Below are 26,165 nucleotides of genomic sequence, written 5' to 3'. Positions count from 1 at the left end.
CTGAAAACATCCTTACTTCAGAATCTAATGTCGTTGAATCTGAAAACATCCTTACTCCAGGTTCTAATGTCATTGAATCTGAAAACATCCTTACTTCAGAATCTAACGTCGTGGAAACTGAACTAAAGCTTGCTCAAGATTCTAATGTCATTGAAAAAGAACTAAATCTTACTCCAGAATCTAATGTCGTTGAATCTGAAAAAATCCTTACTCCAGGTTCTAATGTCATTGAATCTGAAAACATCCTTACTTCAGAATCTAATGTCGTTGAATCTGAAAAAATCCTTACTCCAGGTTCTAATGTCGTTGAATCTGAAAAAATCCTTACTCCAGGTTCTAATGTCGTTGAATCTGAAAAAATCTTTACTTCAGAATCTAACGTCGTTGAAACTGAACTAAAGCTTGCTCAAAATTCTAATGTCGTTGTAAAGGAAATGAATCTTGCTCCAGTATCTGAAGTCGTTGAAAAAGAACTAAGCCTTACTCAAGATTCTAATGTTGTTGAAGCTGAACTAAACCTTGCACAGGAATCTAATGTTATTGAAACTGAAAAAATTAATGCTCCAGTATCTCAAGTCGTTGAGATAGATAAAAACCTTACTCAAGAACCTAAAGCGGTTGAAAAAGAACTAAGCCTTGCACAAGAATCTAAAGTCGGTGAAAAAGTAGAAATTCCTACTTATTCAAATTTCATCAAAAAAATAACAGCCTCAATAAAAATGGAATTAAGAATTAGGACTTAAGAGATAATCGATAATGACCGGAATTACGCAAACCTCTTTTCCCATTATAAAAGAGGCTTGCTGCATTTAACGTACTAATTTAATTGTCCTTTGTCATTTTCTACACTACACTGATCCGTTAGGGAAAAACTACTTTCATTTAACAAGCAAAAAACCACTTTTTCCATTGGTTTCGCTTCCAACGGAAAAAGTGGTTTTTTGCTTTCTAATTATTTCCCCTGCTGTTTATTCATCGCGTTCATCATTTGATTGATTTTCTTCTGCGATGGCTTCATACCCATTTGCATCATCATCATTTTCAGCATTTGTTCGTTAATTGGTGGATTTTTCTTCAAATAGCTCATCATGTACTTACGAGCGATGAAAAATCCTAGCGCTACACCAGCAATCAATGCCAATGCACCTACTAGAATGTACATACCCATTCAAACTTCCTCCTTCATGTTGTCTATCATACAGTGTACTAGACCAATGGATATTATACAATAAAATCAAGCTGATTTCTCTACCTTCTATACAAATTTTCTTTCTTTAATTGGCTTTAGCCATCCGTATCTCTGATGATCCAGATCAATAGCTATAAAAGAAGACTCTGTTTTTCGTAGTACTTCAAAAAATATCGTCTCTGCTTCATAATTCCCATTGGCCTTTAATACTAAATAGTTCCCATGAACTACTAATTTTGCCGTACTCCGTTTTCCTATTTCTAAATAGTATGTTCCATTATTTGTATAAAAATCCTTGTTATTTTGCAAATATTGTGTGACAAAACGATGAATTTTTAACTCTTGTATCGGCTTTAGAATAAAATCAATCTGTTTTTCCAGTATCCTTTTATATTCTCCAATTGCCTCTTTATAGTCTTTAAACAGCTGATAAACCATCCGTTCTTTTCCAAAGTAATGGGAGGCAAACTCATCATCAAATAAATAAAGCTGATATGTTCTCACACAAATCCTCCTCTAATGAACCCTTTCTTCTTATTATAAGAAAGTCTGTATGAAGAGGATGTCTGTTCTTGTTAAAAAACAAGCCTATTTTTGTCGAATTCATAATATTAACGCAACAAAGTAATAATAAGGTACAATTGCTTAATAGCCTTAGATGATAGACGTACAGCGGGTATTACCAAAGTTATTTACAAAACCAACTTAAAATAAAATAAAACTATATTTATATATTATATTGTATTATAGTTACAGACTTATTGAAAAATAACCTAAAGGATTGAGGGAGAGATATTCATGCTGCTGCAGATAAACAAAAAACTCGAAAAAATGATGCCCTTTATTACACCAACCGGGGTCTTTTTAGGAATTCTCTTTTCCTACTATGTAAAGGACTATGCATTTTTAGTTCCATGGCTTTTTGCATTTATGACGTTTGAAGGAAGCTTAAGTATGAGATTTGGATCATTAAAAGGGGCTATTGCACATCCTCTACCGGTGATTATCGCCTTAGCCTTCCTCCACATCGGAATGCCGCTTTGGGCTTGGGGAATTGGCCATTTGTCATTTAGCGGTGATTCACTGACAATTACAGGAATTATTCTAGGAATGGTCATTCCTACAGGAGTAACAAGCTTTATTTGGGTTTCGATGAAAAAAGGAAATACCGCTTTAACTATTGCCATTATCTTGATAGATGCTCTAATGGCTCCATTTATTGTTCCGTTCAGTTTATCAGTAATGATTGGTCAACAAGTAGATTTAGATGTAATAAATATGATGAAAGGCCTCTTCTTTATGATTGTCCTCCCTTCCCTTATGGGAATGGCATTAAACGAAATAACAAAAGGCAAAGTAAAAGACGTCTGGAAACCAAGGCTTTCTCCCCTTTCGAAGCTATTTCTTGGATTAGTCGTCATGCTTAACGGAGCGGTTGTTGCACCTTATTTAAAAGAAGTAAACATTAAACTGTTATTTATTATTCTTGTTGTTCTATTTATTTCGTTTACAGGATATCTATTCGCATTTTTATTAGGAAAACTACTAAACTATGAAAAAGAAACAATCATCAGTTATACATTTTCAGGAGGCATGAGGAATATAAGTTCTGGTGCGGTTATCGCCATGGCCTATTTCCCTTCAGCCGTTATTATTCCCGTTATAGTATCAATGTTATTTCAACAAATATTAGCTTCTACATTTGCCGCATTTCTAGATAGACATTATTCATCTCAAAAAACAGAAGAAATAAGCAAAGTCAGTGTATAGGAAAAAAAGATATAAGTAAAATGAGGAGATTTAGTAAATCTCCTCATTTTACTTTTTCTCATTAGAGAGCTTTTACTTTTGCAACAACATTTTCTACTGTAAATCCATACTCTTCCATAATTTTTTCTCCTGGTGCAGATGCCCCAAATTGATCAATCGCAAGAACATCGCCTTCATCACCAGCATAACGATGCCAACCAAGAGAGGAACCCATTTCTAGAGCTAATCTTTTCTTAACTGCCTTCGGAATGACACTTTCTTTGTATTCCTTAGACTGCGCTTCAAAGCGATCCCATGAAGGCATGCTGACAACAGAAGCATAAATTCCTTCGCCTTCTAAAGCCTTTTGTGCGTCAATAGCAAGATTTACTTCTGAACCAGATGCAAGTAATAATACATCTGCTGTTTCCTTGTTTGCAGGTGATACAACGTATGCACCCTTTGCTACTCCGTCATATGCATTTTGAGCAGTACCTTTAATAGTTGGAAGATCTTGTCTTGTTAAAATAAGTGCAGTTGGTTTATCCGTTGATTCCATCGCAAGTCTCCAGGCAGCTGCTGTTTCATTGCCGTCTGCCGGACGAATGATTGAAAGATTAGGCATTGCACGTAATGCAGCCAATTGTTCAATTGGCTCATGAGTAGGACCATCTTCTCCTACAGCAATACTATCGTGAGTAAATACATATGTCACAGGCAATGACATTAACGCAGCTAAACGAATCGCAGGACGTAAGTAATCAGAGAATACAAAGAAAGTTCCTCCATATACCTTTAATCCACCGTGAAGTGCCATTCCGTTTAATGCAGCACCCATCGCAAATTCACGAACACCAAACCAAATATTTCTGCCTTCATATGATCCAGGTAAAAAGTCAGCTGTTCCTTTAATTAATGTTTTATTGGAACCTGCAAGGTCTGCAGAGCCGCCAAATAAAGAAGGTAGATTTTTTGCAATACCATTTAATGCTTCACTTGAAGATGCACGGCTTGCCAAGCTTTTTCCTTCTTCATATACTGGAAGGTCTTTGTGCCAGCCGTCAGGTAATTTATTATTAATTGCCTGTTCAAGCTCTTTACCTAGTTCTGGAAAATCATTTTTATATTGAGAAAATAGTTCAGTCCATTCTTTTTCCTTTTTCTCACCATTCTCAATAATTAACTTTTTAAATTGATCATATACCTCTTCAGGAACATGGAAATCCTCTTCAAATGTCCAGTTGTACGCTTCTTTTGTTAGCTTAATTTCTTCAGCTCCCAGCGGAGAACCATGTGATGCCGCTTTACCGGATTTATTTGGTGAACCATAGCCAATAACTGTACGCACTTCGATTAAAGCCGGTCTTGCTTCATCCTTCTTCGCTTCCTCTAATGCATGTGCAATTTCAGTTAAATCATTTCCATCTTCTACTCGTAAGTACTGCCAACCATAAGATTTGAATCGATCTTCTACACTTTCAGAGAAGGATTGACTTAAATCACCATCTAATGAAATATCATTTGAATCATAAAGTACAACTAATCGGCCTAACTTTAAGTGACCAGCTAATGAAGCTGCTTCGGCTGAAACACCTTCCATTAAATCGCCGTCACCACAAATACTGTATGTATAATGATCAACCACATTATAATTATCTTTATTATATACTCCTGCTAAATGTCTTTCAGCCATGGCCATACCAACAGCCATTGCAATACCTTGCCCTAGCGGACCAGTAGTTGCATCTACACCTGGAGTATGTCCAAATTCAGGATGTCCTGGAGTTTTGCTTCCCCATTGGCGAAACTCTTTTAAATCATCCATACTCACATCATAACCAGAAAGATGCAGTAAGCTATACAATAGTGCGGAACCATGACCAGCAGACAGCACAAAACGGTCACGATTAAACCATTTTGGATTTTTAGGATTATGATTCATAAAACGGCTCCATAAAGTATAGGCCATTGGAGCGGCTCCCATTGGCATACCCGGATGACCGGAATTGGCTTTCTCAATTGCATCAATTGATAATGTACGAATTGATGCAATTGCTAAGGAATCGACTTGTTCAAACATGAAATTAACATCCTTTCCATATTGGATTGAATAGTAATACCTATTTAGTATCTCCATTCATTTACTACGCTATTAATATTATAGGGAGTGAGTTTTTTATTCAACAAAATCTAAGAAAAAAAATCATTATTTTACATGATTTCTCATTTGCATTTATAAATGCATACAGTATCAGCGACAACATTCAGTTATAATTGCTTACATATTATTTCTATCATTAGTTCATTTTATGTAGAAAAAGAGCTAACTCTGTAAGTGATTATTTTCTAGTAAACCACATGACAAAGTTTGCTCCTTATTTTAATGCAAATTATTACGTTTTATTTTTTTAAGTTTTTCAGGCGTCACATCATTACCTTTAGGATCAATGACTGTAACAGACTTTATCGTATTTAACATGGATGAACGAAAGGTTTGCAGGTATTCCCCGCGAAGTTTAGATTGTTCCTTTGCTTCTGTTTCAGTCAAACCTTTTTCTTTTGCTTTTCTAGCTAATTCATTTATCCTTGCCATTTTTTCTTTTGAAAGCATGTTAACCTCCTTACTTACTGGTTGATACTAATCATTCAATAATACAAGACATGTTACTAAAAACAAGCCATTTTGACAACTATTTTGTTAGTTGTTCTAATTCATCCACATATTCTTGATATCTGCGGTGAACAGTTGCCTTTGAAATTGAATAACCAAATCCCTTTAATGTTACTGCAATTTCAGCAAAGGTCAGGCCATTTTTTCTTAAACGGACAATTTCTTCAATCGGGGCATCAATCTTCTCCCTGCCTGCATTTTTCCCCTGATTTTTCAAGTTTTTTTGCGGCTTGTATCCATTATCAATTGCTCTCTTCATACCTCTTTTTATTTTCACATTATGTAATTTCCTCTGGTATTCTTCTACCATACTAACAATTTTTAGTACCATTGAATCTGATTCAGAAAGCTGTAACTCCCCGTTATGAGAAATACTGTAAAGTTTAACCTCTTCCTTTAATATGCAGTGTAATAACGCAATTTTCGCATTACCTCTTCCCAACCTAGTTTCATCCTGTATTAATATTGCTGCAGCTTGTTTATTACTGATAAGCGAAAGTAATTCTAATATTCCGTCTCGATCTAAATCATAACCACTTGCCTGCTCTTTAATCACTTTAACCACATCAAAATGATTCTGGTCAGCCAATTCGAGTAATTCTTCTTCTTGTCGTTGAAGAGACGTTTCTTGTGTTTCTTTTTCAGTGCTTACTCTGCAGTAAACAATAGCTTTCATACTCTCTCCCCTATTACTCTGTTTAATAACTTGCGAGATTCTGAACTTCTTTAACTTCCATTTTTCGGGCATCTATCGGAATGATGATATTATCTCCAGTAAAGATATTGTCCCCTGAAATACCATTGTACTTCTCAACCCATTTGATAAACTCGATTTCTGACAGTCCATGCTGTTCTTCATATTTCTGTGAGATTTCCCATAATGATTGACCTGCAGATACAGTTATTGTCATATAATGACTAGGAGAAGAAGGTACATTTATCTTAATAACCACTAAGGAAACCATACATAAAGCAACTAGAATAATAGCATATGAATAATTTCTCCACAATTTTTTCATGATTAACACCTCATTTTTCGAATATACGTTCTATTTATAGGTTTATTATATTACGAACATTTGTTTTGTGTCAATATTTTTTAGAACTTATGTTTGTATGCTATCCTATTTCATGATATTATTAGCATAATAAGAAAATATTAAGGGGTGAAAAAGATGGCAAAACTATCAAAACGTCAACAAGATATCCTCGAATTTATAAAAAATGAAGTAAAACAAAAAGGCTATCCGCCTTCTGTTAGGGAAATCGGTGAAGCAGTCGGATTGGCGTCAAGTTCGACTGTTCATGGTCATTTAGCCCGTCTTGAAACTAAAGGCCTTATAAGAAGAGATCCGACAAAACCAAGAGCAATTGAAATTTTATCTTTAGATGAAGATGCTCACATTCCAAAAAGCAACGTAATTAATGTACCAATTGTAGGAAAAGTAACTGCCGGCCAGCCAATTACAGCTATTGAAAACGTAGAGGAGTTTTTTCCATTACCCGAACGACTTGCACCATCTGATGAACAGTTATTTATGCTTGAAGTTGTGGGAGATAGTATGATTGAAGCAGGAATACTTGACGGGGATTATGTAATTGTAAGACAACAAAACACTGCTAATAATGGTGATATAGTAGTTGCAATGACCGAGGAAGATGAAGCAACAGTAAAGCGATTCTTTAAAGAAAAGGATTACTTCAGACTGCAACCTGAAAATTCTGCTTTAGAGCCTATTATTCTTAAAAACGTTTCTATTTTAGGAAAAGTGATTGGTGTTTACCGCCATATTCATTGATTTTCGTGCAAATAATAAAGGCGTAAGTTTCTCTACTTAAAAGCAAAGAATCTTACGCCCAAACATCTAGCAATTTTTATCATTATTTAAACCAGCCTTTTTCTCTTGACCTTTTAATCGCTTCAATACGGTTCTTCACTTCTAATTTGTCTAGAATGGTAGAAATGTAGTTACGTACTGTTCCCGATTTTATTCGAAGTTCATCAGCAATTTCTTTCGTGTTTTTTCCATCAGCTACAAGCTCTAATACCTCTTTCTCCCTTTCAGTCAATGGATTTTCTTCGCTATAAAAATCATCCATTAGTTCAGGTGCGTAAACGCGTTTTCCTGCCATAACACTGCGAATCGTATTTGCCAATTCTTCACTCGGACTATCCTTTAGGAGATAACCGCTGACTCCAGCTTTTAAAGCACGCTGAAAATACCCTGTACGAGCAAAAGTTGTTAAAATAATGATCTTGCAGCCTAGTCCTTTTATCTCTTCAGCAGCTTCAAGCCCGCTCTTAATCGGCATCTCAATATCCATAATACACACATCAGGTTTAAATTTGTGCACAAGAGAAATTGCTTGTTCTCCATTACTTGACTTTCCAACTACTTCCATATCTTCTTCTAAATTAAGCAGGGAACCTAGAGCTCCTAACATCATTTGCTGATCTTCAGCTATAACAATACGAATCATGTATTTGCACCTCTATCTATTCTGATTGTTTTACGACATTCGGCACTTTTATGATTAAAGTCAATCCATTATCAGATTTCATTTCCAATGATCCATTAACAAACTCTAATCTTTCTCTCATACCCAAAATTCCATTACCTGTTTCATTACGTTCATTTGATATAAGACCGATTCCATTATCTTTAACAGAGATGACGATATCCTTGCTAGATTGCTGAAAGGTAATGCAGCAATTAGAGGCTTTGCTGTGTTTGACCACATTTGTTACAGCTTCCTTTAAACACATACTTAATATATTTTCTAGAAATAACGAAACATTGGATAGTGAGTTTTCTCCCTCGAGTGTTAGATTTATTTCAGCAGCTGTCAGCAACTGTTTAATATGGCTTATCTCCTCTTTAAGCCTTGTTCCTCGCATATTTGATACCATTTTTCTTACCTCATTCAAGGCCGTTCTTGCAGTCTGTTGAATATCTTTTAACTCAGTTCGTGCATGCGCGGGATCTTTATCCATAATTTTTCTTGCCAAATCACTTTTTAATCCGATGAGAGAAAGTTTTTGTCCTAAAGTATCATGTAGATCACGTGCAATTCGCTGCCGTTCTTCTTGAACGATTAAATCCGAAATTCTTTTATTAGCAAAGGCTAACTGAGTCTCTAACTGTTCTCGTTTTTTTCGATTATAGATATTAAACGGCATTAATATGACACTAATCCAAATGATAATGATAAACGGCAATTGTTTTAAGAAAAGCTCATCTTGAATAATGAAATTGTAATTAATTGCAACAGTTGAACTAACTAAATGAATCACATAAAAGGTAATAAAAGCAACTTTATTTTGGAAATTCCCAATCAAGTAGGCTAGAAAAAAAGCAAAATAGACATATCCTAAAAAACTAGTCATCGTTACAGAAATAATAATAAGTAAACTGCTCCATAAATATTTAAGCCATCCATTCGATACGAAAGCAAAACGATAAGAAACAAAAAAGAAAATAGACAATACAATACCTGTAACAATTTCTGCTATCGATGACCATTGAAAAATAAAATAAAACGGTAAAACAGCAAAGAGTGCCCAAATATAAGGAGATACTCCCGTACTGCTATGAAAGAACTTCAATCTTTTTTTCATTTGCAAACCTCTTCATATAGGATAGCTTTATCATACCAAAAGAAAAGAAGGAAGTCTTAAATTAACTTCCTTTTAGTCCACAATCTTATGAGAAAATTTTTGCTTTACAGTTCTTCTTTTAATTTCCCGGAAACTAACAAACTGTTTGCTGCCTTCATCCCATAGTCGATAACGAATCGCATTAAGGCTTGAACGGATAGTTACAGTCGGCACTGAGTTCAAAGGAATATTTTGATCATGAACTTCCTCAAGGTAATAATTCGGTACCCTCGGGCTTAAGTGGTGCACATGATGATAACCGATATTTCCTGTTAACCACTGTAGAATTTTTGGCAGCTTATAAAAAGAGCTTCCCTCAACTGCTGCTTTGACGAAATCCCAATTCTCTTCTGATTCAAAGTACGAGTCCTCAAAATGATGTTGGACATAAAACAACCATATACCTAAAGCGCCTGAAATAAATAAGATAGGTCCCTGCACCAATAAAAATGCCTGCCAACCTATCAGCCAACTCATAAAACTATACAGAATGACAGCCGAAAACGTTGTGAAATATGTATTTATTCTTTCCTTTATCCTTGCATCCTTGCGATTAAAACGATTAGAAATCAAAAATAAATAAAAAGGCCCTAAACCAAACATAACAAGTGGATTACGATAAAGACGGTAGATCATTCGCTGCCAAAATGACGCTTCACTATACTCTTGAACTGTCATAACCCATATATCACCAGTTCCCCTTTTGTTTAAATTACTGCTTGTTGCATGATGAATATTATGACAGTGTCTCCATTGATGATAAGGAAACAGTGTGAGAATCCCTGTAAAAGTCCCGACCATTTCATTTGCTTTTTTGTTTTTAAAAAATGATTGGTGACAGCAATCGTGGAAAATAATGAAAATCCTAACAAGAAAACCTGCGGCTAATCCAATGATAGGAAGTGTCATTAAATAGGATAAGGCAAGACTTTCATAAGCTAGATACCAGAGCAGAAAAAAAGGGATAATGGTATTCAATATCTGAGTCGTACTATTTTTTAGATTCGATTTCTCGAATGGTGCAATTGTTTTCTTAAGTTCCTTTTGCATTACTTTAGTCATACTCTTTTATTGCCTCCTAATTTTTTTCACGGTAAACAATTCTGGACATTATTATATAATAATAAAACCCTCCCCTCTTAAAGTCCTACCTGTTTTGGACTGAAGATGACTTTTGTCTAGCGTGTAAAAAAGCCGAAATAGAATCGACATAATCAAAAATAGTTTGTTCTTCTTTAGAAAAAATATTACTAAAAACCCAAGTAAGGAAAAGGTTAGAAAAAAGAAGCATTAAAGTGAGATGAGTTCTATTAGCTGCAAATAAACAAAAAAGCCTCAACGCAAAGCGTCAAGACTTTATTTTGATTAATAAACGGACATATACTGCTCTCTTTCCCATGGATGAACCTGTGTACGGAACATATCCCATTCAATTTCTTTTGCTTCAATGAAGTGTTCAAAGATATGATCACCTAGAGCCGAAATAATAACTTCATCTGATTTTAAGATTTCAATTGCTTGTGCTAATGTTGCCGGAAGATCTGTAATACCTTCAGCAAGTCGTTCTTCTTTATCCATTGCGTAGATATTACGGTCTACTGCTGCTGGAGGAGTCAATTTATTCTTCACTCCGTCAAGACCTGCTCTTAGTAGAACCGCTAATGCTAAATAAGGATTTGCAGCCGGATCTACACTGCGAACTTCAACACGTGTACTTAAACCGCGGGAAGCCGGAATACGAACTAATGGCGAACGATTACTTGTTGACCACGCAACATAACAAGGTGCTTCATAACCAGGAACTAGTCGCTTATAAGAATTGACAGTTGGATTAGTAATTGCTGTGAATGCCTCCGCATGTTTTACAATACCAGCAATAAATTGACGAGCCGTATCACTCAACTCTAAGTCAGATTTTGGATCATAGAATGCATTTTCTCCGTTTTTAAATAGTGATAGATTACAGTGCATTCCAGAGCCAGCTAAACCGAACAATGGTTTTGGCATAAATGTCGCATGTAGACCATGTTTACGTGCGATTGTTTTTACAACTAGTTTAAATGTTTGGATATTGTCACAGGCTGAAATCGCATCAGCATATTTAAAGTCAATTTCATGTTGTCCTGGAGCTACCTCATGGTGTGATGCTTCAATTTCAAAGCCCATTTCTTCAAGCTCAAGAACGATATCACGACGGCAATTTTCACCAAGATCTGTAGGCGCTAAATCAAAATAACCGCCGCTGTCATTTAGTTCTAATGTTGGTTCACCTTTTTCATCAAGCTTGAACAAGAAGAACTCTGGCTCAGGTCCAAGGTTAAAATCTGTGAATCCCATCTCTTCCATTTCTCGTAATACTCTCTTAAGATTATTACGAGGATCTCCCGAAAATGGTGTTCCATTCGCATTATAAATATCACAGATAAAACGAGCAACCTTCCCTTTTTCTGCTGTCCAAGGGAATACTACGAACGTATCTAAATCAGGATATAAATACATATCAGATTCTTCAATACGTACAAATCCTTCTATCGAAGAACCGTCAAACATCATCTTATTGTCAATTGCCTTTTCCAGCTGGCTGACAGGAATTTCCACGTTCTTAATAACTCCTAAAATATCCGTAAATTGAAGGCGGATATATTTAACATTTTGTTCTGTACACATACGTCTAATATCATCTTTTGAAAACTTTGCCATACTATTATTTCCTCCTGTTAATCCTAGTTCAAATTTTAAGTAACTGTTATTGGTGTTATTGGTTCACCCTTCATTAAACTCATAAAATGTAGAATCAGTAAGATACTATCACTAAATCAATCCAGCATCAACCTTGCCACATCCATCATTCTAGTGAAAAAAACGATAGTCATTACCTTGTCGCATCGATGGACGGTTAAATCGACCGGCATTGGTTAATTCTTTTCTTAACAACTTCCTTATTTCTTCATTTGTAAGCTCCTGCTTCTTTTTCATCGCTTCCTTTTGCAGCTCTTGTTCAATTGATTGCTCTTCTTTAACAGCAAAAATCTGCTTAATCCCTGCCAAGTTTACCCCTTGATCAATTAAATCTTTGATTTCCAATAAGATATCAATATCATTTAAGGAATAGAGTCGGCGGTTTCCTTCACTTCTTTCCGGGTTCACTAAACCATGTTCCTCATAATAGCGAATTTGCCGAGCTGTTAGATCAGTCAGTTGCATCACAGTACCCATTGGAAATAACGGCATTGAGCGGCGAATTTGACTTCCTGTCATTGGCTTTTTCCCCATTTCCTCTTTCATTTGCTTCTTGATGTTATTATATGTTATGGCAGAAAAGTTGTCAATTTAACGTTAGAAATTCTTACATCATTTTTTTATTAATTTTTATCAATTTTAGAAAATGCTATTTTTTTAGATTTATTTGCAACACAAATGCTAGAGAGTAAAACAACATATTTTAAGACTTGCACTAATCTTCCTCTTTCCCATATACTATCGTAGTTTTTGGTAAGGAGGTACAAAATATGTATCCTGTTCACTATCCGTATTATATTGATCCTCGTCAAAATAATCAGTTAATAAGTGATATTGAAAAAGCGATTAACGGCGAATATAGCGCCATTCAATGTTATGAAAAAATCGCCCAGTTAGCACGTACAGATAAAGAAAGAAAACAAATTCTCGAAATTCGTGAAGATGAACAAAAACATTTTAAACAATTTGTTCAAATCTATACGCAATTAACCGGTAAAAAGCCGCAGCCTAAAGTAACCGAAGACTGCCCCAATTCTTACCGAAAGGGAATTGAATTCGCTCTAAGGGATGAACAGCAAACCGTGGACTTTTATTTGGACATTGCCGACAAAAGCAATCATACATTTATTAAAGAGGTTTTTCGACGAGCAGCGGCTGATGAGCAAAATCATGCTGTATGGTTCTTGTATTTTTTAGTAAATCTTAATTGGCTTCGATCTTAACCGAAAGCGCACATACCCTATTTTTATAACAAAAAGAAAGGAAGAATCAATTTTCAATCCTTCCTTTCAATCCATTTACTTTATTTCTTCTATTTAATTTTACTACGTAATGAATTATTTTATTTGCAGCAGGCCTTTTTCAATCAATGAATTTAAAGCAATACAAATAGCCATCTTAACATGCGAATAGGTTAATCCACCTTGAACATAGGCTACATAAGGTGGTCTAATTGGACCGTCGGCAGTAAGTTCAATACTTGCACCTTGAATAAATGTACCGGCAGCCATAATAACATCATCTTCATATCCAGGCATATAAGCTGGATACGGTGTTACATGCGAATTGATTGGTGAGGCAAATTGTATGGCCTGACAAAAAGCAACCATTTTATCACGATCGTCAAACTGAACGGATTGAATCAAATCAGTCCGCTTACTGTCCCATGTTGGATTAGAGTTCATTCCAAGCCGATTCAGCATAGCAGCAGTAAAAACTGCTCCTTTTAACGCTTGCGCCACGACATGTGGAGCAAGAAAAAAACCTTGATACATTTCCAGCAGACTGTAAAGCGAAGCACCGGCTTCTGCTCCAATACCCGGTGAAGTCAGGCGATATGAGCAGGCATCAACCAAATTTTGCTTTCCTACGATATATCCGCCTGTCTTAACTAAACCTCCACCAGGATTTTTTATTAAAGAACCCGCCATTAAATCAGCGCCAACATGACAAGGCTCCATATCTTCTACAAATTCTCCATAGCAATTGTCTACAAACACCACCACTTCGGGATTGATTTCCTTTACATATCGAATCATTTCTTCAATTTCAGCAATTGTGAAGGAAGGTCGCGTTGCATAGCCTTTAGATCGCTGAATTCCAATCATTTTTGTATTTGCTTTCATTGCTTTTCCAACAGCCTTGAAATCCACATGGCCATTTTCACTTAAATCAACACTTTGATACGTAATGCCAAATTCCTTTAAGGAACCAGAGCCATTTCCACGTAAACCGACTATTTCCTCTAGAGTATCATATGGTTTACCTGTTATGTATAGGAGTTCATCTCCCGGTCTCAATACGCCGAATAAAGCAATAGAAATCGCATGGGTCCCAGAAATAATCTGAGGTCTAACAAGTCCGGCCTCGGCACCAAACACTTCCGCATATATTTTCTCAAGTGTATCTCTTCCATAATCATCATAGCCATAACCAGTAGATGGTATAAAATGAGAATCACTTACTTTATTCTGTTGAAAACTTTCTAGCACTCGAAATTGATTCCGCTCCATCCTTTCATCAATTTCAGCATGAATGGACTTAATTTGCTGCTCCACTTCTGTAACAAGCGGCTGTAATACTTCCCCATAAGTTAATGAACGAAACATGTCTTTCCCCTATCTCTTTACAGTATAATTTTGTATCTGCCCAACAATCGGATGGTCTGCTAACGTATATCCTTTGCAAACATACCATTGATTGTCTTCATCAAATGTCAACTCTCTAAGAATCGTTTCATTTTTTAATTGCGACAGTAATTTACCTTCTGTTGAAGGTACTTCTACATGATAATCTTTCATCATACTAATCATTTTCGTTTCAATTCTTTGTTTTAGTGAGAGTCTATCATTTTCATCTAATGCACTCATTTGAATAGATTCATTTTTTGAAGTTGGTACAAAATCCTGATGTTGGACATCCCTCTTATTATACACGGTTATCTGCGGAATTTGTCCTTGATCGAGTTCTTCTAATAATTCATTTACCGTTCTTTCATGCTGAAAATAATCTGGATTAGAAGAATCCACTACATGCAGAATCAGATCTGCCTCCTTTACTTCCTCAAGTGTTGAACGAAATGCAGCAATCAGGCTGGTTGGCAAATCTTGAATAAACCCTACCGTATCAGTCATAAGTACCGTAAATCCACTGGGTAGTATACATCTTCTTGTCATTGGATCAAGCGTCGCAAAAAGCTGGTTTTCTTCAAGTGAAACCGCCTCCGTTAAGCGGTTAAACATTGTCGATTTTCCTGCGTTTGTATATCCGACAATTGCTACTTGAAAAACACGGTTTTTCTTTCGTCTTTCACGATATCTCTCACGATGCTGAACAATCCCCTCAAGCTGCGTTTTAATATCATGAATACGATTCCGTATGTGACGACGATCTGCTTCAAGCTTTGTTTCCCCAGGTCCTCTCGTTCCAATCCCCGCACCAAGTCTTGAAAGTTGAGTTCCTTGGCCTCCTAGACGCGGAAGTAAATATTGCAATTGGGCAAGTTCAACCTGCAATTTCCCTTCTTTAGATCTTGCTCTTTGTGCAAAAATATCAAGAATCAATTGCGTCCGATCAATAATTCTCGCTTCAATCTTCGAAGCAAGATTCCTTACCTGACTCGGTGATAATTCATCATTAAAAATAACTAATTTTGCTTCTAGTTCCTCAACAAGGGCACTTAATTCTTCCACTTTTCCTCTGCCGATATATGTTGCATTATCCGCACGTTCTCTTTTTTGGGTTAATTGAGATAACACCTGTCCATTCGCAGTTTTTGTTAGAGAAGCCAATTCTTCCATTGAATATTGAAAAGGCAAATCATCCTCTGTAGTCTGACAACCAACAAGAATTACTTTTTCCTGTTCCTGCATTTGCTCCATCTTAACCCCTTCTTTCTGAAGTTTTTTTTATCATACCAAATAACAGTAATAAAAACTAATTTTCCCAGTATCCAAAAGGAACTATCATGATTGGCTAGAAAAAAAAATCAAACCAGCTTACCTATTTTTTAGACTAATGGTCTGCTGGTTTGTTCATTTATATTACTCTAGTATGATAAAAAGTCTCTATTTAGACAAAAACGGCCGTCCTTTCTGCCAAAAAACAGTAACCGGTAGACCAAAAAACACCGAAAGCTGCTCGCTTGAAATCATTTCGGTTGTCATTCCGGAAGAAAACACCTCTCCTTGTTTCAGTAATAAGGTTTTATTGAACACAGGCAAAATTTCCTCGACATGATGTGTTACGTAAATCATAGTAGGTGAAGAATGATTCCCAGCAATGGATTGAATAGTTTCAAGTAACTGCTCCCTGGCAATAAAGTCTAATCCATTTGTTGGCTCATCAAAAATAAGCATTTCAGGCTCTGCCATTAATGCCCGTCCAATCAAGACCCGCTGTTTCTCCCCTTGTGACAACGTATGATAGTTTCGATTTGCATACTCATAGCAGCCTAACTGCTTGAGCAAGTCAATGGCCTTTTCTCTCATTTCATCTGTCGGTCTATCATATAAACCAATGGAAGCAAACGCACCGCTTAACACAATTTCAAATGCATTATCATGGTTGTGCAGCTTTTCTTGAAGCGCAGAAGAAACAAACCCAATCTTTTTGCGAAGCTCTTCCCCTAGATATGTTTTTCCAAATTCCTTTCCTAGCACAGTTAGATTACCGCTGCTAGGAAAATAAAAGGCATTCAGCATATTCAAAATCGCTGTTTTTCCAGATCCGTTTAAACCAAATAATACCCAATTCTCTCCTTTTTTGATATCCCAGTTTATATTCTGTAAAATCCATGAACCATCTCTTTTTAGTGAAACATTTTCCATATGTAATACCATTTGGTTTCCCCCTTATCTCTTTTATTTTACAATTTTTCTCTACTGAAATAGTAGTATTATGTATTCATTTTTCTATTTTTTCAGACTTAACCCCAAGTGATACCAAGCTTATCGGTTACAACACCGTGCTTTTCATCCCAAAACGCGGATACTTAACATGACCAACTCTAGCTAAAACCTTACAACTCTTGTTCCTCTAAGTACTCGAGGAAGTTTTCCTCTGATACCACACGTATTCCGTTTCTTTTTAATAAAGCCGCTGTTACTCCATTTCCAGGTCTTTTGCTGCCATTGAATTCTCCGCTATATATCATCGTACTTCCACACGAAGGGCTACGTTCTTTTAAAACAACAACAGATGCCCCTACTTCTTTTACGGTTTTTAATGTATCATATGCACCCTTAAGGAATTGCTCCGTTACATCCTTACTGGTATTCGTCATTACTTTTGCCCTTCCGTCCAACACATCATCACCATCCCCGCCGACTATTTCAGCAGGCTCTCTTGGTATGGACAATCCCCCCATTACCTCCGGACAGACCGGAATCGCTTTTTTCTCATCAAATAACTTTTTAATTTTTAGGTTAACATTATTGGATCCGTTGTATTTAACATCAAAGCCGGCAAAACAGGCACTCACTACAATCATTTTATCACCTGCTATTTTTTTATTTTGTTACAGAATATAATATTAAACTATCTTATTCCACATGATTATACCGTTTTAGGAGGAAAAGAAATATGATCGTGCACGTATGAATTAGACGGAAATGTAAGGGTAGAATGGCTCTATAAGCCGCAAGGCAAAATTTAACCCTGTTGTTTTTTTCTTAAAAACAACAGGGTTGGGGTTGACTTCACTATCTAAATCACTTGTCATTTCATACTCCTAACTGGCACATTTACTGAATTCAGTAAGCTGTTCCTCTGTTAATTGTTTGATAAAATGATGAAAATTCATGGACTCCATCCCATACTTCTCACACATTGTTTTATAATGGTCATATGCTTTTTGATACATTTCCATTTTTCATTTCCTCCTTTTTGTTATATAACAGTTTATTATTGTTATTAATAATATATAACAGTTAAGCGAAAAATGTCAATGTAATTTTAAAAATTATCTAATTATTCATAATACGAACAGTATAGACTAAAGAACAAGCTGACAAATAAAACATCAGCTTGTTTTATGTACCCCTAGGGTCATGAATTCGAATAATCAATTTCCCAAACCCCTCCGCAAATGGCAATACCAAAATGGAACAGATTACATTAAATAAAACACTAATATGGGCCAGTTGTACATCCGCTGATGTGGCAAGCTGTGTCCCCCATTCTGATAGGACGCCAATAAATGGAAAGAATGCTGCTACACCAATGACATTTAACCAGATATGAGCATATGCAGTTAGCCTTGCTTCTCTCCCACTTCCTATCGCAGCTAACAGGGCATCCACACATGTCCCAATATTTGAACCGAGAAGGATCGCTACCCCTGTATCAATCTCAATCGCTCCATGAGATAAAAACCCCATAATAATCCCTGTTGTAGCAGTACTTGACTGAATAATCCCTGTGATTACTGCTCCAGCGAGCACACTTAAAAGATAGCTGTCCTTTAATGAAAGTAAAAATTGATCAATAATTCCAATTTCTTTTAATGGTCCGGCTAAATATTCAAAACCTCCCATAGCAGTGAACAAAAATGAAATGCCCAATAATACAAGCCCAATACTTTGAGGTTTCTTTTTACCGGTAAATAAGAACAAAATTGCCAGTACCATTAAAGGGATTAGAAACGCTTCAATATCAAAAGTGATTAATTCAGCTGTAAAGGTTGTACCAATGTTTGTACCAAGTATAATTCCAATTGATTGTGGAAATGTAAGCATCCTTGCGGCAATTAAGCCAATCGCGATAATCATGACGGCAGAGCTGCTTTGCAGAATACATGTGACAATAATCCCTGCTATAACACCCTTCCAAGGAGCATCCGTGACCTTGGTTAACCATATTTTCAAAGAATCTCCGGATAGATTTAACAACCCTTTCCTTAAAAGGGACATACCAAAGATAAATAGACAAATTAATAGAATAAACACAATCAGAACCAAGCCCCCACCTCCCTATACTAATCATATGGAAGGACTGTCAAGGACATGTCTAAAAGCTCTAACTATAAAAAACAGGAATCAATTGCTGATTCCTGTTCCATATTCTTACTATTTACTTCCAACAGCTTCTACTTCAGAATGAAAGTCAATTTCAAAACCTAAATCCTCAAGCATTTGATGGTCATTGTAACTATCCTGTCCCGATGCAGTTAAATAATCTTGAATTAGCTGCAAATAATCCGAAAGGCTGCAGGCTCCGCAGATTCACTTCACGGCCGCCGGAAATGCGAATTTCCTTTGACGGATTAATAAAGCGCATAAGCGAGAGCACCTTTAAGCAATATCTTGGATTGAGTTCGTCGGTTCCTGCAAGTGGTGTACCCTCTATGCATGTAAAAAATTCACCGGAATGGAATCAGCGTCTAACGCCTTTAAACTCAAAGCCATATCAACGACATCTTGGTTTGTTTCCTTCATACCGATAATAACTCCTGAGCATGGAGAAATGCCTGCGTTCTTTACCATCTCAACTGTATTGACCCTTTCACTGTATGTATGGGAAGTGGTAATCGATTCATGATGGTTTTCAGATGTATTAATATTATGATTATAACGGTCAACCTCTGTCTCTTTTCATCTTGCAGCTTGTTCAGGTTTTAATAATCCATGGTAAGCACAAACAGTTAAAGAGTATTGGTCTTTAATTTCTTTCACTGCAGATAAAACTGTATCGATATCTTTATAACTCGGACCTCGGCCGCTGGCGACGATACAATAGTACTAACCCTCTGCTGATAAGCGTTCTTCGCCCCTTCTAGTATACTATCTTTGTCCATCATACGGTATTTTTCGATTGGCGCAGTCGATATACTAGATTGTAAGCAATATCCGCAATTTTCAGGACATAATCCTGATTTTGTGTTAATGATCTTATTTAACTTCACTTTATTTCCAAAATAATGATAGTGAATCGTGTGAGCACCGTTCAATAATTCGAGCAGCTCTACATCAGGCACTACTAAATTATCTAGTGTCTCCTCGTTCTTTAACTCTCTTCCATTCAACACTTCTAATGCAAGCTGCTTCCATTTCCCCTTTTTCTTTCTCCCCCATTTTTTAAGCACCCAAGTTTAAATTTTTAAATTGGCCTTTTGAAAGCACTGTTACTTTTAGGCGGCGCGCTACTACAGCGGCTAATACAGCTAAAATAATATCCTTTGGCAGCGGGGCAAGCATCCATAACCACGCCATTGCATAATCGAAACCTTCAGGTGCTTCGGCTACAAATTTATAGGCAAAATACATCCAGTTCGTCCCAATCACATAATTAATGGCTGTCGCAACCAATGAAGCTATAATATAAGAAGCTGTCGATTTCTTCTTCTCTACCATTTTCCCTGCGGCGTATGCAGCAAGAATATAGGAAAGAATAAAACCAAACGTTGGTTTTATAAGCATTCCTAATCCTGCTCCGAACTGAGCAAATACCGGAATTCCTATTAATCCTATAAAAGCATAGGTACTAGTTGTGATAACACCCAGTCGGCTACCTAATATAAGTCCTGCTAATACAGCAAAAAAGGTCTGTAATGTAATCGGTACACCTCCAACAACCATAAATGGAACAATGGTTGTAATGTTCGCACCAACTGCTATCAAAACGATAAACATGCTAGCTAGGGTTAGTTCAAGTGTTTTTCCTTTACGTTGCATGATTTCTCCTCCTTTTGTTCACAATATAAAGATAATTCAAACGCTTATAATATGTCAACTGTTATTTTAATGAAGTTTACACAAATAAAAAAACGAATCATCTACTATAACATCAATACAGGCTCTAATAAAATAAATAAGTTAAATATTTGCCCATCAGTCTTAATTATGATAAGTTCGATTAAGCAGATTATTTTCAGCCAAAATGTGGATAAATAATAAAATTCTGGAGAAATTATAGTAGGGTGTATAAAGTGTTAATATAGTAGGAGGATTAGTAAAGTGGATTTACGCAATAATATGGAATTCGAAATAAAAAGTAGTTTTATTCCAAACTTTAGCAATTCGGATACTTTAAGAATTATCGAAGTAACAGATGCCAGTGTTGTGATTCAAATGGATAATTCCGGATGTCGAGGAGTTTTCCCAAAAGACTCGTTTAACTATTGGATTCGAAAAAATTCTTTAATTCAAATAAATGATCGTGAGGAAAAAACATCTTAAACACAAAGAAACAGTCCTCTTTTAAAAAGAGGACTGTTTCTTTGTGTTTAACCATTTCGGTTTGTTTTGAACGATTAGATAAGCCCTTTCATGCAAGCTTCTCTGGTAACATATGGTTATTGATTCATGAATTCAATAACCAATCCGGCAAATTCATTTGATCTTTCAATTTGTACCCAATGTCCACACTTAGGGAATGTATGGAACTGAGCATTAGGAAGTGCACGTGCCAGTACCCAGCTAGTGTGTTCTACTGGAATGACCAAATCTTCTCTTCCATGAACTAAAAGAGTTGGAAAATCAATAGCAGCTAATTCTTCCTCAGTCAAGGCCATAGCATCCACATGTCTTTGTCTTGGTGCTGGGAACATAGAGGAAAATGATTCATGGAATCCTTCCTGAATACTGGATTTATAACGCATTTCAACTAAATCACCGTTCTCAGCCATACTTTGGTCGTATGCAAAAATCTTAATCAGATTTTTCATATTTTCTGCACTAGGTTCATAGCCCCAAACCTTATCCAACCCATCTGCAATCGGATGAGCCGTACCCATACTTCCCATTAAAATTAACTTTTTTACCAAGTCAGGGCGTTTTTTGGCCAAATGAAGTGCAATAGCCCCACCGAAAGAATTACCAATAATAGATACCTTATCTTTAATAACTGTTTCAATGAAATCAATCATATGATCTACCCAAACATGGATAGAATACTGAATGCCCTCAGGTCTGTCAGTATAACCAAAACCTACAACATCTGGTGCATATAGATGAAAATGCTTGGAGAGAGTTGGAAAAACTAATCGCCAGTTAGCCCATGCTGATACTCCGGGACCTGATCCGTGCACAAGAAGTATTTTTTCGCCACCTTGGCCATCTTCGTGATAATGCGTGTTGATTCCTCTTACGTCAATGTATTTTCCTGCTTCAACCATAATAAATGAATGCTCCTTCCATTTCTTTGATTAGGCATAGCGCCTTATGATCAATACGACTTTGTTTCTACATTTGCAGATACAAAAAAAACAAATTTTATACAATTTATGTATTCTATTGTACTTTTTTCAACAAATAATTAAACAAAGCCAGTAATTGAAACAAATAATAGTTTGTACGAAACACAGAAAAATAATATAAATTCTCGATTTTAATTGAATTCATAATAAGAACATATTTTTCTGAACATTTCTTCACAATAATTATTCGACAAATAATTATTATTTCCTTCAATTTTTCGACATTTTTTTCAAAAGTTGATGTTTTTTAACCGAAAAAATAAAATGACGTCATACACAATAAATTATCCTCAGTTGAAACTTTTCCTCTAACAAAGCAAAATAAGCAGACTACTTTCAGATATTGAAAGCTAGTCTGCTTATTTATTATTTTCTCGAATAATCGGTTTATTTATACATCACTCTTAATAAATACTCTAAAAAACTATATTTTTTTAGGCAAGAGTTTTAACATATTCTTCAAATACTGCTAAACCTGCTGTCGCACATTGTACATCCTCTTCTGCAGAACCACCGGAAACACCGACTCCGCCAACAATCTTACCATTATATATAAGCGGGACTCCTCCGCCAAAAACAACAAGTCTATCCGTATGGACAATGCCTGTTAACAATGCCGGCTCTTCTTTTATCATTGGATACCAATCTTCAGTTGATTTTCCGAAGGCTGCAGCTGTATAGGCTTTATTTTGGGCAATATTAGAACTTAAGAGAGCTGCTTCATCCATACGAATAAACGCTTTTAAATTGCCACCATCATCAACAACGGCAGCATTAATTCTAATACCTAATTCATCAGCCTTGTTTGTAACAGCTGCAAGCATTTTTAATGCTAGAGATTGGGTTAAAGCATACTTTTGATAGAGCATTTCAGAACTCATTATTATTTTACCTCCCTGGAATTAATTTCATCTACTAGTTTAGCATAATCCTTAACAGTAATCATTCAATGTCCCTTTTCTGTGTCCTTGCATAAGGGAAATAATATCCTTTTTATCTTCCGTTTTACGTCAGTTATTTTACAATCATAACGGGGCATTGAACACGTTTAGCTACTTTATGACTAACGCTTCCTAGCACCATTTCTTGCAGCGCATTTAAACCTCTGCTGCCAAGTACGACTATATCAAATTTATTTTCATTTGCATATGTAACAATGGCAGGGCCTGGCTCTCCATATAAAATAGAAGAATGATAATCAACTCCTGAAGCCTTGATTTTTTCTTCTGTTAATTTCAAACGCTTCTTTCTTTCTTCTTTAATTATGTCTGAATCCATATAATAAATCGCATCTCGTTTTGATGTATCTAAATCTACAACATAAACCACTTCAATCACAGCATTTCTAGATAATGATGCTAGTTTTATTGCTTGATCAGCTGCTCGCAGTGCAAAATTCGATCCATCTGAAGCTAATAATATTTTTTTATACATCGGATTCAATCCCCCTGAGGTTAGAAAATAAATTATTATCTCAATATAATGGTAATACTTACCTTTCATTATATCGTATTTCATAATAGATTGCACTTGTTATAAAAGTTATATATAGAATTGGCTTACATGAACGACAAAATCTACTATCACGTTATCTGCGAAAGAACATATTCACTTACTGCCTGTGAATCCAACCGAACTGTGACATACGGAGGTTTCACCTGTTTTGCCCCTTCTAACGGTAATCCTAGCCATAGTATTTGTTGATCAACACAGACGAAAGGAAAAGGAACTGATTCATTCATTAATCGATTAACAAATATCCCATTCGGAACATACTCGGAAATATATATCACTTCTACTGCATGGCTTCTTTTTGCTAGAATCTGTTTCCATTCCTCTGACAGCTCTTTGTCATTAGGCATTGCTATGACAATAGATTTCCTTGCATATCGTATGTCCTTCATGACTCCTGCTAGCTTTTTGGCGTGCATCCATATCAGACGCGGATGCTGATGTTTTATCCAAGTACCGATTTCATAAGGATGAACCATTTGCTTCAATTCCACTTGGTGATTCAAATATTTGTATAATGTCCTTGATGGATATACCTTCTTTTGTAAAAAATCTCTATTACTTACATGAATGAGCTTTCCTTTCGTTCTTGTAATGGCTACATTGATAAGGCGCTCACTTTCTTTTCCGATTAACAGCATACCTGCCCTTTCCTGCGGATAGCTGTCAACCGAATCAAAAATCATCACGTCCCTTTCACTACCTTGAAAACGATGAATGGTCGCAGCTGCAATATCTGCTTCTTTCAGCTGCGTTTCATAGAGATCCTCAAGCAATGTTTCCATTAACCTGGCCTGTGCCCGATACGGAGTCGTATAGCCGATTGAACGATGGCCTGCTTGAAACGCTTCATGTATTAACTGAAAGGACAGAAGCAATTGCCATGGATTAAAACGTGATCGAGTTGAACTCTCTGTTAAGCAATAGGCCCCTGTTCCGCTTGTATCAAGCAAAATGCTAGCTCGGTTTGGAAAGGGATGTTTCATTACCAATTTATTTCGAAGCTCTGCAACACCCTTGTAATCTCCAACTAGCGATTGGTATATATATTTATTGGTAAAAGATGAAACAGCTGGATGCATTCTCCTTTGTTCCTTTAAGAGGAATAGGTGCGGATGAAGTCTGCCATACCGCACGGACTCTGTAACCCCTGATTTATGAAAAATATCTTCTTTCAGCCATTCATTAACAAGTTCATGGTTAGACGCAGCAATGGGAGGTAGCTGCTTGAAATCCCCACAGACAATCATTCTTTTTCCCAATGCTGCAGCAAATGCAACTTGTGGGACATATGCCATACTAGCTTCATCTACCATTACAATGTCAAATTCCTTTTCATATATCGCCGTATCTACGGCTGCTTTTGCAAGAGTTGTCCCAATAATATCAGCCTCTTTTAGAAATTGTATTTCCTTTTGGTGAATTTTCTCTAGCACAGTTGCCAGCTTTGTTTCAATTTGTAATAATTGCTCGGAGTCATTTTGACTGAAAGAGGAGGATAAATCTTTTTTGAGCATTTGTCTCTCCTCAAGCAAGCGTGCTTTTTCTTCAGCCATCTGTGGGTGCTGTTTGATAATGAGCTGACTCATATGCAAGAGTCGATGACGTTCCACAGCCTCACTAAGCTGAGAACCATATCGAATGATATCCCCGTCCTTTAAACGTCCCTTTTTCTCAACAAAGGAAGATATTTCGGCCATTAATACATCGACTGCTTGATTGCTGTGAGCAAGCACCAAAACCTTCTTTTCTTTAAAATATTTATTGGCAGCAACTCTCGCTAAAGTATATGTTTTTCCTGTTCCTGGAGGACCCCAAACAAATGTAATTGGATTATACTTAGAGCGAAGAACCACTTCATGCACATTTGATTTGATTAAATCAGCAGGATGCTGCGCTGGCATGGATGGGTCCATAAGCTTCTTCACTCTACCTCTTTTTCGCTTACTTTTCCTTACTTCTTCTAATCGTTGAATGAGTTGATCTAATAATTCCCAAGGATCATGCCAAATGGTTACTTCAGAAACGAGAGCGCCGATGGATTGCTCCAGTTTCACTATTATACTTTGGCCTTCTGATGAAAGAACTCTTCCTTCTGTCTTTGTCTGCCCCCATTCCACACGAACAATGCTACCAATGGGAATCCTCATGGTTTGAACAGAATCAAAATAATATGTATAAGAGTCTTTCTGATTAAGCAAATGCCCATTTTTCACTGGAAATTTATTGCTCCCATATTTTTTTAAATGAATGATTTCTGCCTGTAATGCTTTTTGCCAAGCTTTTATATAGGTTAAAGTGTTTGTCATGATACAGCTTCCTTTTTCATGTCGATATCCCGTTCCATCCATTGCATTTTTAGCTGGTACAAAGATGTTTAAAGCAGAACAGGAAAAGCCCAACCTAACAAAGATTGAGCTTGATTAGTATATCAAATTGTCACCTAGAAAAT

Annotated in this window: 27 protein-coding genes and 1 pseudogene; 5 read left to right on the top strand and 23 right to left on the bottom strand. The window is 36.3% G+C overall.

Features of this window, described 5'->3' with window-relative positions; translation table 11 throughout:
- On the top strand, positions 1-743 hold a 743-nt coding region (locus F4V44_RS27480), incomplete at its 5' end, for a hypothetical protein (protein ID WP_191090743.1).
- Positions 744-952: 209 nt separating this feature from the next.
- Here F4V44_RS27480 and F4V44_RS17840 read toward each other — a convergent pair.
- Together F4V44_RS17840 and sirA are read right to left on the bottom strand one after the other, a co-directional pair.
- Positions 953-1,168, bottom strand: coding sequence for a YneF family protein (locus F4V44_RS17840; protein WP_150441358.1), 216 nt, complete (start codon positions 1,166-1,168; stop codon positions 953-955).
- A gap of 87 nt (positions 1,169-1,255) precedes the next feature.
- Positions 1,256-1,693: a sporulation inhibitor of replication protein SirA gene (sirA, locus tag F4V44_RS17835; protein ID WP_150441357.1), complete on the bottom strand. Its 438-nt coding sequence runs from the start codon at positions 1,691-1,693 to the stop codon at positions 1,256-1,258.
- A 294-nt stretch (positions 1,694-1,987) separates the two neighbouring features.
- Here sirA and F4V44_RS17830 point away from each other — a divergent pair, with 294 nt between their 5' ends.
- Positions 1,988-2,959, top strand: a complete 972-nt coding sequence (locus F4V44_RS17830; protein WP_150441356.1) for a bile acid:sodium symporter family protein — start codon at positions 1,988-1,990, stop codon at positions 2,957-2,959.
- Positions 2,960-3,020: 61 nt separating this feature from the next.
- On the opposite strand, the gene tkt is transcribed toward F4V44_RS17830, so the two are convergent.
- The 4 genes from tkt to yneA all read right to left on the bottom strand — a co-directional run bounded on the left by tkt (position 3,021) and on the right by yneA (position 6,628).
- On the bottom strand, positions 3,021-5,018 hold the full coding sequence (tkt, locus tag F4V44_RS17825) for a transketolase (RefSeq protein WP_150441355.1): 1,998 nt from the start codon (positions 5,016-5,018) through the stop codon (positions 3,021-3,023).
- A gap of 300 nt (positions 5,019-5,318) precedes the next feature.
- Positions 5,319-5,549 carry a DUF896 domain-containing protein gene (locus F4V44_RS17820; RefSeq protein WP_150441354.1) on the bottom strand — a complete coding sequence of 77 codons (231 nt, stop codon included), beginning with the start codon at positions 5,547-5,549 and terminating at the stop codon, positions 5,319-5,321.
- 79 nt (positions 5,550-5,628) lie between these two features.
- Positions 5,629-6,285: a YneB family resolvase-like protein gene (locus F4V44_RS17815; RefSeq protein ID WP_150441353.1), complete on the bottom strand. Its 657-nt coding sequence runs from the start codon at positions 6,283-6,285 to the stop codon at positions 5,629-5,631.
- Positions 6,286-6,307: 22 nt separating this feature from the next.
- A complete protein-coding gene (gene yneA / locus F4V44_RS17810) occupies positions 6,308-6,628 on the bottom strand; it encodes a cell division suppressor protein YneA (protein WP_150441352.1) in 321 nt (106 codons plus the stop codon).
- A 156-nt stretch (positions 6,629-6,784) separates the two neighbouring features.
- On the opposite strand from yneA, the gene lexA reads away from it, so the two are divergent.
- Positions 6,785-7,408: a transcriptional repressor LexA gene (gene lexA / locus F4V44_RS17805; RefSeq protein WP_150441351.1), complete on the top strand. Its 624-nt coding sequence runs from the start codon at positions 6,785-6,787 to the stop codon at positions 7,406-7,408.
- A gap of 82 nt (positions 7,409-7,490) precedes the next feature.
- Here lexA and F4V44_RS17800 read toward each other — a convergent pair whose 3' ends face one another.
- From F4V44_RS17800 to F4V44_RS17780, 5 genes are all read right to left on the bottom strand, one after another.
- Positions 7,491-8,090, bottom strand: a complete 600-nt coding sequence (locus F4V44_RS17800; RefSeq protein WP_150441350.1) for a response regulator transcription factor — start codon at positions 8,088-8,090, stop codon at positions 7,491-7,493.
- Between the two features lie 16 nt (positions 8,091-8,106).
- Positions 8,107-9,228 carry a sensor histidine kinase gene (locus tag F4V44_RS17795; protein ID WP_150441349.1) on the bottom strand — a complete coding sequence of 374 codons (1,122 nt, stop codon included), beginning with the start codon at positions 9,226-9,228 and terminating at the stop codon, positions 8,107-8,109.
- A 72-nt stretch (positions 9,229-9,300) separates the two neighbouring features.
- On the bottom strand, positions 9,301-10,329 hold the full coding sequence (locus F4V44_RS17790; RefSeq protein WP_150441348.1) for a fatty acid desaturase: 1,029 nt from the start codon (positions 10,327-10,329) through the stop codon (positions 9,301-9,303).
- Positions 10,330-10,632: 303 nt separating this feature from the next.
- Positions 10,633-11,967 (bottom strand): type I glutamate--ammonia ligase, encoded by a 1,335-nt coding sequence (glnA, locus tag F4V44_RS17785; RefSeq protein WP_150441347.1) that lies wholly within the window; start codon positions 11,965-11,967, stop codon positions 10,633-10,635.
- 150 nt (positions 11,968-12,117) lie between these two features.
- Complete coding sequence (locus F4V44_RS17780) at positions 12,118-12,525, bottom strand: MerR family transcriptional regulator (RefSeq protein WP_150441346.1); 408 nt, start codon at positions 12,523-12,525, stop codon at positions 12,118-12,120.
- A gap of 251 nt (positions 12,526-12,776) precedes the next feature.
- Here F4V44_RS17780 and F4V44_RS17775 point away from each other — a divergent pair, with 251 nt between their 5' ends.
- Positions 12,777-13,229 carry a ferritin-like domain-containing protein gene (locus F4V44_RS17775; RefSeq protein WP_150441345.1) on the top strand — a complete coding sequence of 151 codons (453 nt, stop codon included), beginning with the start codon at positions 12,777-12,779 and terminating at the stop codon, positions 13,227-13,229.
- Between the two features lie 114 nt (positions 13,230-13,343).
- On the opposite strand, the gene F4V44_RS17770 is transcribed toward F4V44_RS17775, so the two are convergent.
- The 8 genes and pseudogenes from F4V44_RS17770 to F4V44_RS17740 form a co-directional block, all read right to left on the bottom strand.
- Positions 13,344-14,615 carry a methionine gamma-lyase family protein gene (locus F4V44_RS17770; protein WP_150441344.1) on the bottom strand — a complete coding sequence of 424 codons (1,272 nt, stop codon included), beginning with the start codon at positions 14,613-14,615 and terminating at the stop codon, positions 13,344-13,346.
- Between the two features lie 9 nt (positions 14,616-14,624).
- Complete coding sequence (gene hflX, locus F4V44_RS17765) at positions 14,625-15,887, bottom strand: GTPase HflX (RefSeq protein ID WP_150441343.1); 1,263 nt, start codon at positions 15,885-15,887, stop codon at positions 14,625-14,627.
- A 186-nt stretch (positions 15,888-16,073) separates the two neighbouring features.
- On the bottom strand, positions 16,074-16,847 hold the full coding sequence (locus F4V44_RS17760) for an ABC transporter ATP-binding protein (protein ID WP_150441342.1): 774 nt from the start codon (positions 16,845-16,847) through the stop codon (positions 16,074-16,076).
- 179 nt (positions 16,848-17,026) lie between these two features.
- Positions 17,027-17,497, bottom strand: coding sequence for a DUF523 domain-containing protein (locus F4V44_RS17755; RefSeq protein WP_150441341.1), 471 nt, complete (start codon positions 17,495-17,497; stop codon positions 17,027-17,029).
- Between the two features lie 240 nt (positions 17,498-17,737).
- Positions 17,738-17,875 carry a hypothetical protein gene (locus F4V44_RS27475; RefSeq protein ID WP_191090742.1) on the bottom strand — a complete coding sequence of 46 codons (138 nt, stop codon included), beginning with the start codon at positions 17,873-17,875 and terminating at the stop codon, positions 17,738-17,740.
- Positions 17,876-18,038: 163 nt separating this feature from the next.
- Positions 18,039-18,965 (bottom strand): Na/Pi symporter, encoded by a 927-nt coding sequence (locus F4V44_RS17750; protein WP_150441340.1) that lies wholly within the window; start codon positions 18,963-18,965, stop codon positions 18,039-18,041.
- Between the two features lie 108 nt (positions 18,966-19,073).
- A pseudogene (bioB, locus tag F4V44_RS17745) lies at positions 19,074-20,089 on the bottom strand (biotin synthase BioB).
- Entirely contained in the window at positions 20,082-20,678 is a 597-nt protein-coding gene (locus F4V44_RS17740; protein WP_150441339.1) for a biotin transporter BioY, read from the bottom strand. The pseudogene bioB and the gene F4V44_RS17740 overlap by 8 nt, the downstream one beginning before the upstream one ends.
- A gap of 282 nt (positions 20,679-20,960) precedes the next feature.
- Here F4V44_RS17740 and F4V44_RS17735 point away from each other — a divergent pair, with 282 nt between their 5' ends.
- Positions 20,961-21,182, top strand: a complete 222-nt coding sequence (locus F4V44_RS17735) for a hypothetical protein (RefSeq protein ID WP_150441338.1) — start codon at positions 20,961-20,963, stop codon at positions 21,180-21,182.
- Positions 21,183-21,298: 116 nt separating this feature from the next.
- On the opposite strand, the gene F4V44_RS17730 is transcribed toward F4V44_RS17735, so the two are convergent.
- From F4V44_RS17730 to F4V44_RS17715, 4 genes are all read right to left on the bottom strand, one after another.
- Positions 21,299-22,120, bottom strand: a complete 822-nt coding sequence (locus tag F4V44_RS17730) for an alpha/beta fold hydrolase (RefSeq protein WP_150441337.1) — start codon at positions 22,118-22,120, stop codon at positions 21,299-21,301.
- 515 nt (positions 22,121-22,635) lie between these two features.
- Positions 22,636-23,082 (bottom strand): GlcG/HbpS family heme-binding protein, encoded by a 447-nt coding sequence (locus tag F4V44_RS17725; protein ID WP_223881947.1) that lies wholly within the window; start codon positions 23,080-23,082, stop codon positions 22,636-22,638.
- 133 nt (positions 23,083-23,215) lie between these two features.
- Complete coding sequence (locus tag F4V44_RS17720) at positions 23,216-23,635, bottom strand: universal stress protein (protein WP_150441336.1); 420 nt, start codon at positions 23,633-23,635, stop codon at positions 23,216-23,218.
- Between the two features lie 149 nt (positions 23,636-23,784).
- Complete coding sequence (locus F4V44_RS17715) at positions 23,785-26,022, bottom strand: DEAD/DEAH box helicase (RefSeq protein ID WP_150441335.1); 2,238 nt, start codon at positions 26,020-26,022, stop codon at positions 23,785-23,787.
- Positions 26,023-26,165 lie beyond the last annotated feature (143 nt).

Origin of the sequence: Niallia endozanthoxylica (assembly GCF_008710145.1) — a bacterium.
Taxonomy (GTDB): domain Bacteria; phylum Bacillota; class Bacilli; order Bacillales; family Cytobacillaceae; genus Bacillus_BD; species Bacillus_BD endozanthoxylica.
This window is presented reverse-complemented; position numbering and strand designations above follow the sequence as displayed.